Source organism: Edaphobacter sp. HDX4, assembly GCF_036877565.1.
Taxonomy (GTDB): domain Bacteria; phylum Acidobacteriota; class Terriglobia; order Terriglobales; family Acidobacteriaceae; genus Edaphobacter.
The window spans coordinates 93,518-106,985 of sequence record NZ_JAEDXW010000003.1 but is presented as its reverse complement, the minus strand read 5'-3'; the positions used below and the strand labels follow the sequence as shown (position 1 = coordinate 106,985).

Sequence of the window (13,468 nt, the reverse complement as noted above, 5' to 3'; positions counted from 1 at the left end):
AGAATATCCGACCGATGGGCTACGGGTTCTTATCCGCAGATCCCAGAATGTGAATGGTGTGTAGCCACGTCTCCACCAGTGTAGGCCAATGTGATATTGGGAGCGGCGATGGTCGCAGACCGTAGCCATGTCCGCCTTCAGCATAGACGTGAAGCTCGGCGGGAACCTTTAGCAGCTTGAGCGCCTGGAAGTAGACCAAAACATTTTCCTCGTGCACCGGATCGTCTTCGGCCTGAAGAAGGAACGTCGGCGGGGTATCCTCGCCAGGATCGATTCCCTGCGAAAGATGCGTTAAAGCAGGGGATTCCACAAGGTAGGCCGGATAGATGCCGATAACAAAGTCGGGCCGTGCACTCACCGCGGATTCGGCAGCAGGTTCTCCGGAGCGCTTGAAGTTCGGATGATTGCCGAGGACCACTACCAGGTGGCCGCCTGCGGAGAAACCCAACACACCGATGCGATGGGAATCGAGATGCCATTGCTGTGCGTGAGAGCGGGTAATACGCATCGCCTGTTGAGCATCCTCAAGGTCAGAAGTGTCCTCGGGAAAATGCTTCTCGAGGGGAACGCGGTATTTGACCAGTGCGCAGTTGACCCCAATGGAATTGAGCCACGTGCAGACCTCAGTTCCTTCGAGGTCGTACGCAAGAATGCGGTAGCCACCGCCGGGAAAGACGACGACGGCAGCCCCAGTGTTGCCAGCTGTGGGCGCGGGATAGAAGGCGAGGGTAGGATTGCCGACATTGGTCAGGTGCGCAAGAGGTTTGCCCCCAATCAGCCGGTCAGTCGATTTGGTGATATCGGCCTCAGGCGCGCCGTGGTACGGCTCTGGCGCACCGTTGGGCCAGAGAGGCAATGTGACCTGCTGCGCTACACCAACTGAAGTGACGAGAAGGAGGGCAATAAAGAGGTGGATTCGCACGGCACTATAGTACATGCCCTCTCGTGTCGAGATGTGGTTGCCAAGGGACCTGGGATGAGTTGGAGGTAAACGAGGAGGAGAGTCGCCGAGTTCGATAACATTCGCGACGAGATGGATCGTTTGAGACGTGTAAAGCCCGGTGGGGATGCAGAATTCGATATCATCCACCGGGCGAGCGAGCGTTCCAAACTATGGCAAGCTCGATTCAAAGATCTGATACCGCCGTTCGAGCTGCCACTGCTGGGCTGCCCTTTCGTTGGCATGCAGGAAGGCGGTGCATTTAGGGGTTAGTTTCTCAGCACCGAACGGCAGCCCGGAGCAGGCTCGGTTAACGCCAGTAAAGTTATCAGGCTGCGACCATAGGCTCTCGCCAGGAAGGAAGCTATGCTCAAGTGAGGTGCGAGCCATGCGCTTGAGATCAAGATACCCAAGATGAAAGTCGAGTACAGCGCGAGCGTATTCGTGGGTAATGTCGATGCGTGAGACGCCCTCGTCGTCGGTTGAGAGTGCGAGCGGAACTTTGGCGGCACGATATATGGGGAGCGGATGCCACTGTTTCTGGACGCCGAGAATGACGTCGTTGGAGGTGAGATTGATCTCGGTCATGATGTGCCGATTAGCCATCTCTTTAAGTAACGACTTGGGATGGTCTTCATACATGACATCAACGCCATGCCCGATACGCTCCGCGTGACCAAGCTCTACAGCTTCACGGATGTGGAAACGCAGTCCATCGGGAGTGACGAGACCAGGAGCAAGCTCGCCAGCATGAAGGGATATGTGGACGTGGGGATAGACGCTGTGGAGATAGTCGAGCATCAGCATCTGACGGTGGTATTCGGACATTGAGAGATATCCGTCTTCCGGCATCACAAAATTGATACCAACCGCCACGGGATGACCTGTGTCGAGCTCAGCTTGAAGAGTTTCGAAACCTAGCAGTGTCTGGGCGAAGACCTGTTGGGGCGGAAACCCGCGCAGTATTTGGTAGATGAAACGGATTTGCACGGCGCATGCCTTGGACGCAGGCGATGTCCCGCAGCCCTCGATTTCGCGGCGAGCTTCAAGAGCATCGGAGAGCTCTTTTCGATTCGTCGCCACCATGTTACGCAGGCCACCGGCCAAGAGTTGATCACGAAGCCTGGCGAGATCTGCACGATTCGTTCCGGCTGCATCTCCGGTTTTGGCATTACTGTCGGCCGACGTGGAAGGCCAAGGTATGGAGTAGCCTAGCTTTGCTGCTGCCAAAAAATCAGGGGTGTGCATGATTTCCAGATACTGCTCATTCTGAGACGCGGCGCGGCTGGCGACCTCGTCGAGCCACTCGCCTATGTGGCGATGTCCCAGGGCAGAAAACCTGGCGAATGTTGCGAAAAAATGGTCGTGGCCGCTGACACCAGAGCTTGGTACGAAGCTGCGCATCGAGAAATCATCAATCATTTGGTCGTAGAGCGCCGGATCTTTGAAAGCATCTCCGGCATTACGATTCCCTTCTCCGCAAACTACTTGTGCTGGAAGATTGTGCACCGTCGTAGATGGTTTGAAGAGGCTCCGGCTCGCGGGACTGTAGCAAAGATGGTCGTCAACCGCATCTCGGATGAAGCTTTCGGCATATATCGCGCCAGAGAGGTGCATGTGCAGATCGGCCCCCTTTGGCATCTCCCGCAAAAAGGCTTGTAACTCGAGGGGATTGCCCGATACTGCGTTGAATGCATGGATCGCATGCTGCTCAGCCCGGATGGCCGAGTTTAGCGCTCGATCCTCGCCAGAACCGGAGGAAAAAGCCGACGCGTAGCCTGCAGAAAACAGGCACAAAGAAAGCGCGAGGACCAAGCTGGAGCATGGACGAGGCATGGAGAGATTCCTTAGAAGATTTGGCTCTGAAACAGGATAGCGCCTCACGCCTCAAGCAGCGCTGTTCTGGACAGTTTGGAGAGAATGCCTCCGGGTTGCTATACTTACTTTGCGTTTGAACTGCTGGCTTCGTCGGCAGCAAAGCTCCCCCTGAAAAGGTTGATGCGACAGACGTAAGCCTCGGGTGTTCTTGGCAACCCCGAACGAGGCATTTGCAACATTGCCAAGGCCAGATAGCTCAGTGGTAGAGCGCGGCCCTGAAAAGGCCGGCGTCGGCGGTTCGATCCCGTCTCTGGCCACCATTTAGAATGAATGGATTAGGCAAAATTCCGTCCCTTTCCTCCGAGATCCATTCCGCTCTACCCGCTAAATGATTGAGACGATTCAATTCACAACGTTCCCGTATTGTTCCCCCACCCAAGAGTAGCGATTCAAGAACAAGCCCTTGTCAGCATGACCGGTGCTTATCTCAATCCGAGTAGCAAACCAGTGTGCCGCGCAATCACGAATTCTTCGTTAGTCGGGATCACCCACACCGACACCTTGCTTTGTGGGGAAGAGATGCGCGGACCATTGGCGGCGTTCGCTTCGTCGTCTACGATAATGCCCAACCACGAACTCGACTGGCAGATTCGACGACGGATTTCTGCTGAGTTCTCTCCTATACCGGCGGTGAATATCAGTCCGTCAATGCCTCCGAGTACCGCGGTGAGGGCACCGATCTCCTTGGCAGCCCGATAGACGAAGTAATCTACCGCAAGGTGCGCGTCTGGCTCGTTTCTGGCAAGGAGGTCGCGCATGTCGCTACTGATGCCGGAAATTCCGAGTAAGCCCGATTTCTTATAGAGAATTGACTCTACTTCTTTGTGAGATAGGCCCAGGGTCTGAAAGAGATACAACACGACACCAGGATCGAGCGCACCCGTCCTTGTCCCCATGCAGAGTCCATCCAGTGCCGTAAAGCCTAAACTGTTGTCAACGCTTTTGCCCCCATTCAGGGCGCACAAGCTGGCCCCGCTCCCGAGATGGGCGACAATGACGCGTCCCTTAGAAAGCTCCGGCGCCAACTCAGGTATGACGGAAGCGACATATTCGTAAGACAGACCATGAAATCCATAGCGTCGTAAACCAGATTTGCACATATCCCTTGGTAAAGGAACAAGCGCAGCAACTGCCGGAAGGGTGTGGTGAAAGCTCGTGTCGAAGCAAGCAACTTGCGGCACACCGGGCAAGCGCTCAAAAACTGCTTCAATGGCTGCCAGATTGTACGGCTGGTGTAATGGGGCCAACGGAATCAGCTCATGAAGCTCTCCCAGGACCTGCTGGCTGACAATCGTCGGGCTTAGGAATCGCGTTCCCCCATGAACGACGCGATGACCAACTCCCAATACTCGACTGCCGCCATATCTGGCCCGCAGCCAGTCAGCCAGCACATTAAGGGCGGCACGCCCGTCACAAACTTCGTCACTCAAATGGTCATTCGCGAGGTTGGCGCCATTGGCGTCGTTCGCGGAAAGCCGTGGAGCCACGCAGATGCCTTCAATCTGGCCGCGAGCATCGAGCTCCCATTTGCCGGAGTTTGTCAGTCGATACACACAGAACTTCAGGCTCGACGAACCGGCGTTGAGTACGAGAGCGAAATCGTTTGCCACAGGTTTGCTCACTGCCCCATTCGCGCATGAGCCACCAGCATGGCGACCCCGCAACTTGCAATTCTAGACCGCACACTATCGGCCCGACTAGTGAGAATCACGGGAACCCGTGCGCCGAGGATCAGACCCGCACTGTCTGCCTTGGCGAGAAAACTGAGTTGTTTAGCAAGGCAAAGTAATTCAGCCTGACAGGATCGATTTACTCCGACAATTGGGGGAAACCCTAGGTCTACCAATCGGTGACCAGCTCCCGGAACCCTTCAATAACTACATCTCTGTCACAGCATTAGCATGAGTGCTACAAGGATGGTCGTCTATCTCAGCCATGAGTTATTTTCCAATTAGCCCTCTTCCCAATCCGACTTACAGTACCGTGAACTAGAATGTAGAGAATAATTGCCAAACGGTTGCTGTGATTGCATTCCCGACGTAGGCGCTGCGATGAGCTGGTAGCTGGGTCAAGCAATGACCATGACAAACAGCTCTGCAATATCCTCCGGTCCTGCTCAGCAACTCATCTCGATGATCGTGCTTAAAGAGCACAGCCCTAAAAACGCGAATCTGCGTAAGCGGCGTGCTTTACGTATTCGATCGCCAACATCACGCCGATTGACGACTCGATGACGGGAGCTTCATGGCACCGGACATGGTTTCGCCGCCCATATGTCCGTCGCGTATTCCCGTATCGTGCGGTCACTTGAAAACTTGCCGGAACCGGCAATATTCAAGATCGCTTTGCGCGCCCAGTCCTCCGGGCGAGCATACAGATCCACTAGCCGCTGGTCAGCCTCCAGATAAGCCTTCAAGTCCGCCAGATGCATATAGAAGTCTCCGCTCGTTAGGAGCGTGTCGCGGAGTGGCGCGAAGATCCCTGGCTCGTTTTGGCTGAAATGGTCTGAGAAGATCAAGTCCAAGGCCGCTCGAGTCTCGGGCTCGTTTTCGTAGTGCCAGTGCGGACTATACGATCCCCGCCCACCAGCGACTTGTTCAGCGGTCAGGCCGAACAGGAAGAAGTTCTCCTCGCCCGCTGCTTCGGCCATTTCGATGGTCGCGCCGTCGCGCGTGCCGATTGTCAGTGCGCCATTCATCATGAACTTCATGTTGCTGGTACCGCTGGCCTCGTAACCCGCAGTGGAGATTTGAGTGGATACGTCACTGGCTGGAATCAGGCGCTCCGCAAGGGAAACGCAATACTCGGGCAGAAACAGCACCTTGAGACGCCCGCGCACTACGGAATCACCATCGATCGTCCCGGCAAGGTTGTTGATGAACTTGATAATCAGTTTGGCCAGTCGGTAGGCGGGCGCTGCCTTCCCGGCGAAGAAGAATGTGCGCGGCGTCATCTCAAGGTTTGGATTCTCTCGCAGTCGGTTGTAAAGCACTACCACACGCAGCGCATTAAGTAGTTGCCGCTTGTATTCGTGAATGCGTTTTACCTGCGAATCGAAGATGCTGTCCACAGATACCACATGGCCCGACGTGGCCTTGAGCCAAGCGGCAAATTGAGACTTGGCATTACGCTTTGCGCGGAGAAAGGCGTGACGGAATGCTTCGTTCTCAGCGAACGGTCGGAGTTTGCTTAGTTGATCGAGATCATTGATCCAGCCGTCGCCGATTGCCTCAGTGATCGTCTGGGCCAGGACAGGATTCGCGAGCAACAACCAACGCCGCGGCGTGACGCCGTTGGTCTTGTTGTTGAAACGCTCGGGAAAAAGATCAGCCAGCTCTTTGACCGTCGTTTTCCGCAACAGCTCAGAGTGAATCGCGGCCACACCATTGGTGCTGTGTGATCCTACGATTGCCAGGTTCGCCATACGGATCTTTCGCTGGCCCCCCTCTTCGACCAAACTAATTCGCTCGACGCGTTGTCCGTCACCCGGAAAGCGGCTCCGAACGTCGTCCAGCAAGCGGCGATTGATCTCTAATATGATCTCCAGGTGGCGCGGGAGCATCGTCTCGAACCACTCGAGCGGCCATTTCTCCAGAGCTTCCGGCAGTAGCGTGTGATTGGTATACGCCAGGGATTTTTTTGTAAGGTCCCAAGCCTGGTCCCAGCCCAGCTGCGCTTCATCGAGCAAGATCCGCATCAATTCGGGCACGGCCATGGCCGGGTGGGTGTCATTGAGTTGGATAGCCACTTTGTCCGCCAGCGTGTTCCAGTCAGTATTGGAGAGGCGGTAGCGGCGGACCAGATCGGCCAGCGAACACGCAACGAGGAAGTACTCTTGCAGAAAACGCAGCCCCTGCCCCTTGCTGGTGGAGTCATCGGGATAAAGAACTCGAGTGAGAGACTCAGCTGCCAACGTGTCGGCCAGAGCCTCAGCAAAGGCCCCACTACTGAATTCCTGGAAGTCGAAGGAGTTGCACGCGGCTGCCGACCAGAGCCGTAGCGTGTTGATCGTCTTTCCACCGTAGCCCACAACGGGCCGGTCATAGGGGATGCCGAGCAGTGTTGATGGCCGTCCCGGTACTGCCTGGAATGTCCCTCCCTGCATTTGAAAAGAGCAATTCAGCTTTACTTTCACTGCTTCATCGGGACGAACCACCTCCCACGGGTCTGGGCGGCGGAGCCACTTGTCTCCTTGTTCATGCTGCCAGCCGTCCTGGAGAGACTGTTTGAAGATGCCGTATTCGTATCGCAGGCCGTAGCCAATTGCAGGAAGCTGCATGGTGGCCATGGAATCAATGAAGCATGCGGCAAGCCGGCCGAGTCCGCCATTTCCCAGACCTGCATCCGGCTCTTGCTCCAGCAAGGGGAGCACATCGACCTTGTGTTGTTTTGCAGTCTGGGTCACGAGCGGATCGAGCATGAGGTTGGTGACATTATTGGCCAACGAGCGGCCAAGGAGAAATTCCATTGAGAGATAGTGGACTCGTTTGGGGTTCTCGCGTTCGTAGGTTTTCTGCGTGAGTAGCCATCGCTGGGAGAGAACGTCTCGTACGGAGTGAGCAAAGGCTTCGTATTGCTCCCGGGCGCGAACTGCCTCAAGATCCGTTACGTTGTCGAACAGCAGATGGCGCTCATACAGTCCGTCATCTCCCGTAAACTGAATGGGGCCACAGCCGTATTGCTTGAGAAGTTCAGCCGGTCTTATCTGTGCATTTGGTTCTGTCGCCATAACACTCTTTGTACTCATGGGAGCCTACCTTTCTCAGCTCAAAATGAACCGCCGTTCGGAATTGGATCCATTTGCGTCCCAATCTGCATGCAAAGGCGTGCGCCGCTAACCCAGCCCAGTATCGACGTGATGGGTATCGTTCCAAAAGCGAATCACCGGCCTGGAAAGATCGTTTTCGTATCCCAACGCGCTGAGACTCGCCGTACTCAACATGAAATACCTGCTATTGGCCGTCGGTTCGAGCCCCAGCCACCGCGAATCCAGAACACGTATAAAGTGCCCGCTCGTGAAAAGCAGCACATCTGCTTCTTGGGTGCGTACCCGGCTAACGACTCTGTCCGCGCGGGCGCTCACCTCTGCTGGCGTTTCACCCCCGGGGCAACCATCGCGAAACAAGTTCCAATCTGGTCGCTCGGCACGGATGTCGACTCCCCGGCGCCCTTCGTATTGTCCGTAATCCCACTCCACTAAGTCGGGATCGATCTCGGCTGAAGTGCCGAAACCCGTCAGTTCGCACGTCTGGCGAGCGCGCTGCAAAGGGCTAGTAAAGGTTTTTGCGAAACTCATCCCTTTGAGACGTTCGCCGAGACGCAGGGCGGTTTGATGACCAAACTGCGTGAGCGGCAGGTCCGTAAGTCCAATGTGCTGGCCCGTCAAACTCCAAGCGGTTTCGCCATGTCTGGCCACATAAACAATTTGGAGCTGCTGCTTCATAAACGTATCTCCGTTACGAAGAGTGCGGTTCGCCGAGGACGGAACGCACGCGGTTGAATGCTGCCTTTAGTAAGGCGCACTTCCAGCCCTTGGGCGGCGAACTGAACGCGCCGATCGCGATCCTTGTCCAACCACTTTCACCTATGAGGTTTGAGTGCTTTTTTCATCCGGCGCCCACCTCCAGCCGACGATATCAGGTCTGTCAATACCGTGCTTGAACGCGTATTCCCGGCAAGCAATCTGCTCGTTGCGGAATCTATCTGACGCTGCGCTTCCGATTTTCCGCAACATGGGAACGTACTTGATCGCGTCCATGGCTAAGGTGAAGCGGTCGATCTCATTCTCGATCGCAAGTTCCAGAGGAGTATTGATGTTGCCTTTTTCTCGATAGCCGTGGGCGTGCAGGTTTTGGTGGTTGGTGCGGCTGTAAGTCAGACGATGAATGAGCCAGGGATACCCGTGAAAATTGAAGATAATCGGCTTATCCGTGGTGAAGAGTAGATCGAAATCTACATCCGACAGACCGTGGGGATGGTCTGTTCTGGGTTGCAACTTGAGAAGATCAACCACATTGACGTATCGAATCTTGAGGTCAGGAAACGCTTCACGCAACATCATGATGGCTGCCAAAGCTTCCAGTGTGGGGATGTCGCCCGCTGATGCCATTACCAGATCCGGTTCGACGCCTTGATCATTGCACGCCGGTTCCCACCTGCCGATTCCTTTAGTGCAATGAGTGATCGCCTGATCGATCGTGAGGAATTGAAGATGCTTTTGCTTGTCGCAGACGATGACATTGACGTAGTTCTCACTCCTCAGGCAGTGGTCCGCAACAGACAAGAGACAGTTGACGTCGGGAGGAAGGTAAATCCGCGTCACTGCTGAGCTTTTGTTCAGGACCACGTCCAGGAAGCCGGGATCCTGATGTGTGAATCCATTGTGATCTTGCCGCCACACGGTGGAGGTGACCAGCATGTTCAGAGATGCAATCTTGTCGCGCCATGGAAGATGGTTCGCGATGGTAAGCCACTTCGCGTGCTGATTGAACATGGAATCGATGACATGGATGAATGCTTCGTAGGAGGAGATGAAACCATGGCGTCCTGTAAGAAGATAGCCCTCGAGCATTCCCTCCACGGTATGCTCACTCAGCATTTCCAAGACTCGGCCGTCAGGACTGAGCTCGCCGCCGTCCGCATCTTCGGGGAAGTAGTCTTCAATCCAGAATTTCTTGCTTACCTCGTAGATGTCCTGCAACCTATTCGATGAGTTCTCATCCGGCCCGAAGACTCGGAAGCCTTTCATGTTCAGCTTCATTACATCCCGGAGGAATGCCCCTAAAGGACGAGTGTTCTCTGCTTCGATGGTCCCGGGGGCATCGAACTTTATGGCGTAATTCCGGAAGTCCGGAAGACGTAAGTCCCTCTTGATATGCCCTCCGTTAGTGTGAGGGTTTGATCCCATGCGCCGGGGTCCTGTCGGTGCAAGCTCCCTCAGGTCTGGGATCAGGGTTCCGTTTTGATCAAAAAGCTCCTCCGGCTTATAGCCATGCATCCATGTCTCGAGCTCATGCAACCGCTTGGGATTGCTCTTAACGTCTGCCATCGGCACCTGGTGCGAACGCCAGTAGCCCTCTAGCCTGTGGCCATTAACTTCTTCAGGAGAGGTCCATCCTTTTGGACTTCGCAACACAATCATCGGCCACCGGAAACGCTCAGCCTTTCCGGTACTTCGCGCCGCCTGTTGGTTTTTGCGAATCTCCGAAACGCATTGCTCCACGGTGGCCGCCATCGCCTGGTGCATGCTCTCCGGATCCGATCCTTCCACAAAGTAAGGTGTCCAGCCGGAGCCCAGGAAGAAGTGTTCCAACTCTTCATGGCTGATGCGCGAAAGCAGCGTGGGATTGTTGATCTTGTAGCCGTTAAGGTGCAGCACCGGCAGCACGGCACCGTCCCGGATAGGGTTAAGGAATTTATTGATGTGCCAGGAGGTTGCCAGAGGCCCGGTTTCCGCCTCGCCATCCCCGACGACAGCGGCGACAATCAGGTCCGGGTTATCAAAAGCAGCACCACAGGCATGTGACAACACGTACCCAAGCTCGCCCCCTTCGTGGATGGAGCCGGGAGTCTCCGGTGTGCAATGACTTCCAATGCCACCGGGGAAAGAAAATTGTTTGAAGAACGCGCGCAGACCTTCTTCGTCTTCACTCTTATCCGTATAGATTTCCGAATAGGATCCTTCTAAATAAACGGGACCGAGAACCCCAGGAGCGCCATGTCCCGGTCCCGCAAGAAAGATCACATCCAAGTCGTACTTCTTGATCAGCCGGTTCAGATGGATGTAGATGAAGGACAGTCCTGGGCTCGATCCCCAATGGCCCAAAAGTCGATTTTTGATGTGATCGGGCTTCAAGGGTTCCTTCAGGAGGGCGTTGTCCTGGAGATAGATCATGCCGAGCGTCAGGTAATTACAGGCGCGCCAGTAGGCGTTTATCTTGCGCAGTTCGTTGGCGCTAAGAGGTCTTTCTGAAACCGTTGCCCGTGCTGGACCATATGCGCTCAAAGGCTTCACAGGTTCACTCTTTATAGGCGTCTTTACAGTTGCGGCCGTTGCTACGGGTGCCATATATCCTCCATGGACGATGAAGTGAGGTTTTCCCGGCTCTGCTTTGGCAAGGGAAGTTTAGAGGTCGTTTACAAGGGGAGAGCCCATCCAGAGCACCTGAAATCTATTCTGAATTTCAATACTTTTCGGGAACGAATCTTCTGTCTTTGAGCGATGCTTGATCATCGTAAGCGCGCTTTGACGAACGCTTAGGCAGGTTCACTTTTTTCCGTGGGAGCTTTTTATAAGGAATCAGGCTTAAGAGATACGAGATGCAGTTGAGTCGAGCACGTTTCTTGTCGTCGGACCGAACAATATGCCAGGGGGATTGTTTGGTATCGGTGGCGTCCAACATCTGGTCTCGCGCCCGCGAGTAGTCATACCAGCGCTCGCGGGAAGGCAAGTCCACCGGGCTTAGCTTCCACTGGCGCAACGGATCTTCGATGCGGGCCTGAAACCGCCGCTCCTGCTCTTCGTTGCTCACCTCGAGCCAGAACTTGAAAAGCAGGACACCGCCTTCTACTACGTACTTTTCAAAGAGCGGGCAAAGTTCGAGGAAACGGGCATGTTCCTTCTCCGTGCAAAAACCCATCACGTGCTCCACTCCGGCTCGGTTGTACCAACTACGATCAAAGATCACGATTTCGCCCGCAGCTGGGAAATGCTGCATATAGCGTTGAACGTACATCTGACTCTTTTCTCGATCGGATGGGGCGGGTAGTGCCACAACGCGGAATATTCGTGGGCTCACGCGCTCCGTGATGGCTTTGATGGTGCCGCCTTTGCCGGCGCCGTCTCGACCCTCGAAGATGATGATGATGCGTTGCCGATTCTCTTTGGCCCATTCCTGGAGGTGGCAGAGTTCCGCCTGAAGCCGCTGGAGTTCTCCTTCGTATTCCTTCCGTGTCAGCTTTGGCTTGAGACTGACATTGCTTTTCTTTCGTCCGGCCATGACTATCCCCTATAACGAAGTTTCTTGCGCCTTAGCCCTACTGCTTCTACAAGCGCCAGGCGCTGAACGGGAACCGCACAATCGCAAACGCGACCGACGCGAGCAGGTTCGGCCATAGCTCCCCGAAAGCAAGGTCAACGCGGGTTGACGAAGAACATCAGTAATTGGCCTGTTGCTGCGATCGAGACTGTTGTGAGTTCGACTTGCTGGACAAACCGGGGCCTAATCGATCAGAGATTCCCAGACTGTCATCGCTATTCATCGAAACATTACGCCAGCCCCTGCAGACCGGCAATTCGGGAAATCCCTAGTCGGCGCGATCTCGCTCACCGGGAGTCCGCTCTAATCGTTGTGCCGACTTTGCCTATCACTTCTCGACCGGGCTTAGCATGTTGCGTTCGCTTCAATGCATCCGGCCATTTGGTGGCGACGTTGCGGTGTTGATGGACCTGAGCACCAGAGAGTGGTGTGTCACGTATGCTTCTGAGGGAGGCTCGGTCTGAAATTTTTTGGGCTACTCACCCTCTATTTCGTCACGGCGATCGACTTGCGGAAGAGCGCAACGCTATATGAGAAGAACGCCAGCCCGATCACCGCGACCATTGCGAAGTTGGGCCACGCGGCTGCCAGTCCGCCGCCACGATAGATGATGATCTGCGAGAAACTGACGAAGTGCCGTGACGGCAGGAAATACGTGATCGCCTGCAGCCAGCCAGGCTGGCTTTCGACTGGAGTCCCTCCGCCCGAAAGAAGCTGTATCACCATAACCACAAGGACGATCAACAGCGCGAACTGCGCCATCGATCGCGAGATGGTCCCGAGGAACACGCCGAGCGCCGTCGCAAAGAACAGGTACAACACGACGCCGCCGAACCACAGGAGCATCGATCCGTGGACCGGAACGTTGAGGACCATTCGGACGACGAGGAACATTGAAAGCATCGTGGCAATCAGAATCACGAGACCGTTTGCGACGACCTTCGGCATCGCGATCTCGAAGGGCGTGAGCGGCATCACCAGGAGGTGCTCGAGCGTGCCATGTTCGCGCTCGCGGATCACCGCGGCGCCCGTGAGCACGATCGTGAGCAGCGATAACTGGTTAATGATGGCCACGATGCTCGAGAACCATGCCGAGACGCCGTTTGGGTTGAATAACTTCCGCTGTACGAGGTTCACGGGGCCGCTGGTGTTGACATCCGTGCGCTTGAGATAGGTTGAAAGACGTTGGGTGATGATGTTGTGGATATAGCCAGCGCCGATGCCCGCCTGCTGCATGGCGGTCGCATCGATGTTCACCTGGACGTCTGGTTGACGTCCGGCGCGCAAATCGCGTTCAAACTGGGGCGGAATTACGACGACGAACATGAAGCGCCCTTCGTCCATAGATCGCTCGATTTCGTCGGTTCGAATCCTCACTGGATATTGAAAGCGAGGGGGATAGAATGCATTGATCAGCTCCTCCGACAGCGCGGTCTGGTCCTCGTCCGCGAAAGCGATGGAGGCATTGTTGACCTCATTCGATGTACCGCTCGCCTGTTGGTAGATCGTCCATGTGAAGGCGTAAAGCACGAACAGCACCAGTACCTTGTCGCTCAGGACGCTGCGGAGTTCCTTGAGCGCGAGCCAGAAGATGTTCTTGAGTGAGTCCATC

Annotated in this window: 9 protein-coding genes and 1 tRNA gene; 2 read left to right on the top strand and 8 right to left on the bottom strand. The window is 55.3% G+C overall.

Going from position 1 to position 13,468, the window contains the following annotated elements; genetic code table 11:
* Window positions 1-19: 19 nt before the first annotated feature.
* The gene (locus tag JAO29_RS04660; RefSeq protein WP_334267019.1) at window positions 20-937 is read right to left on the bottom strand and encodes an alpha/beta hydrolase; all 918 of its coding nucleotides are present in this window, start codon (window positions 935-937) and stop codon (window positions 20-22) included.
* 174 nt (window positions 938-1,111) lie between these two features.
* Window positions 1,112-2,188 carry a hypothetical protein gene (locus JAO29_RS04655; protein ID WP_334267018.1) on the bottom strand — a complete coding sequence of 359 codons (1,077 nt, stop codon included), beginning with the start codon at window positions 2,186-2,188 and terminating at the stop codon, window positions 1,112-1,114.
* Here JAO29_RS04655 and JAO29_RS04650 point away from each other — a divergent pair.
* Complete coding sequence (locus JAO29_RS04650) at window positions 2,183-2,602, top strand: hypothetical protein (protein ID WP_334267017.1); 420 nt, start codon at window positions 2,183-2,185, stop codon at window positions 2,600-2,602. The genes JAO29_RS04655 and JAO29_RS04650 overlap by 6 nt on opposite strands.
* 401 nt (window positions 2,603-3,003) lie before the next feature.
* A tRNA-Phe gene (locus JAO29_RS04645) sits at window positions 3,004-3,078 on the top strand.
* A gap of 162 nt (window positions 3,079-3,240) precedes the next feature.
* Here the strand turns inward: JAO29_RS04645 and JAO29_RS04640 are convergent.
* The 6 genes from JAO29_RS04640 to JAO29_RS04615 all read right to left on the bottom strand — a co-directional run bounded on the left by JAO29_RS04640 (window position 3,241) and on the right by JAO29_RS04615 (window position 13,467).
* Window positions 3,241-4,440 (bottom strand): acetate/propionate family kinase, encoded by a 1,200-nt coding sequence (locus JAO29_RS04640; protein WP_334267015.1) that lies wholly within the window; start codon window positions 4,438-4,440, stop codon window positions 3,241-3,243.
* 620 nt (window positions 4,441-5,060) lie between these two features.
* Window positions 5,061-7,547, bottom strand: a complete 2,487-nt coding sequence (locus JAO29_RS04635) for a glycogen/starch/alpha-glucan phosphorylase (protein WP_334267014.1) — start codon at window positions 7,545-7,547, stop codon at window positions 5,061-5,063.
* A gap of 105 nt (window positions 7,548-7,652) precedes the next feature.
* On the bottom strand, window positions 7,653-8,261 hold the full coding sequence (locus JAO29_RS04630; protein WP_334267013.1) for a histidine phosphatase family protein: 609 nt from the start codon (window positions 8,259-8,261) through the stop codon (window positions 7,653-7,655).
* Window positions 8,262-8,402: 141 nt separating this feature from the next.
* Complete coding sequence (locus JAO29_RS04625) at window positions 8,403-10,886, bottom strand: phosphoketolase family protein (RefSeq protein ID WP_334267012.1); 2,484 nt, start codon at window positions 10,884-10,886, stop codon at window positions 8,403-8,405.
* A gap of 115 nt (window positions 10,887-11,001) precedes the next feature.
* On the bottom strand, window positions 11,002-11,817 hold the full coding sequence (gene ppk2, locus JAO29_RS04620; RefSeq protein ID WP_334267011.1) for a polyphosphate kinase 2: 816 nt from the start codon (window positions 11,815-11,817) through the stop codon (window positions 11,002-11,004).
* Between the two features lie 525 nt (window positions 11,818-12,342).
* Entirely contained in the window at window positions 12,343-13,467 is a 1,125-nt protein-coding gene (locus JAO29_RS04615) for an ABC transporter permease (RefSeq protein ID WP_334267010.1), read from the bottom strand.
* Between the last annotated feature and the right edge of the window lies 1 nt (window position 13,468).

Excerpts from the sequence above, each read along its gene's own strand:
- JAO29_RS04660 (WP_334267019.1), bottom strand. The coding sequence starts at position 937 with ATGTACTATAGTGCCGTGCGAATCCACCTCTTTATTGCCCTCCTTCTC.
- JAO29_RS04655 (WP_334267018.1), bottom strand. The coding sequence starts at position 2,188 with ATGCACACCCCTGATTTTTTGGCAGCAGCAAAGCTAGGCTACTCCATA.
- JAO29_RS04635 (WP_334267014.1), bottom strand. The coding sequence starts at position 7,547 with ATGGCGACAGAACCAAATGCACAGATAAGACCGGCTGAACTTCTCAAG.
- JAO29_RS04630 (WP_334267013.1), bottom strand. The coding sequence starts at position 8,261 with ATGAAGCAGCAGCTCCAAATTGTTTATGTGGCCAGACATGGCGAAACC.
- JAO29_RS04625 (WP_334267012.1), bottom strand. The coding sequence starts at position 10,886 with ATGGCACCCGTAGCAACGGCCGCAACTGTAAAGACGCCTATAAAGAGT.
- ppk2 (WP_334267011.1), bottom strand. The coding sequence starts at position 11,817 with ATGGCCGGACGAAAGAAAAGCAATGTCAGTCTCAAGCCAAAGCTGACA.
- JAO29_RS04615 (WP_334267010.1), bottom strand. The coding sequence starts at position 13,467 with ATGGACTCACTCAAGAACATCTTCTGGCTCGCGCTCAAGGAACTCCGC.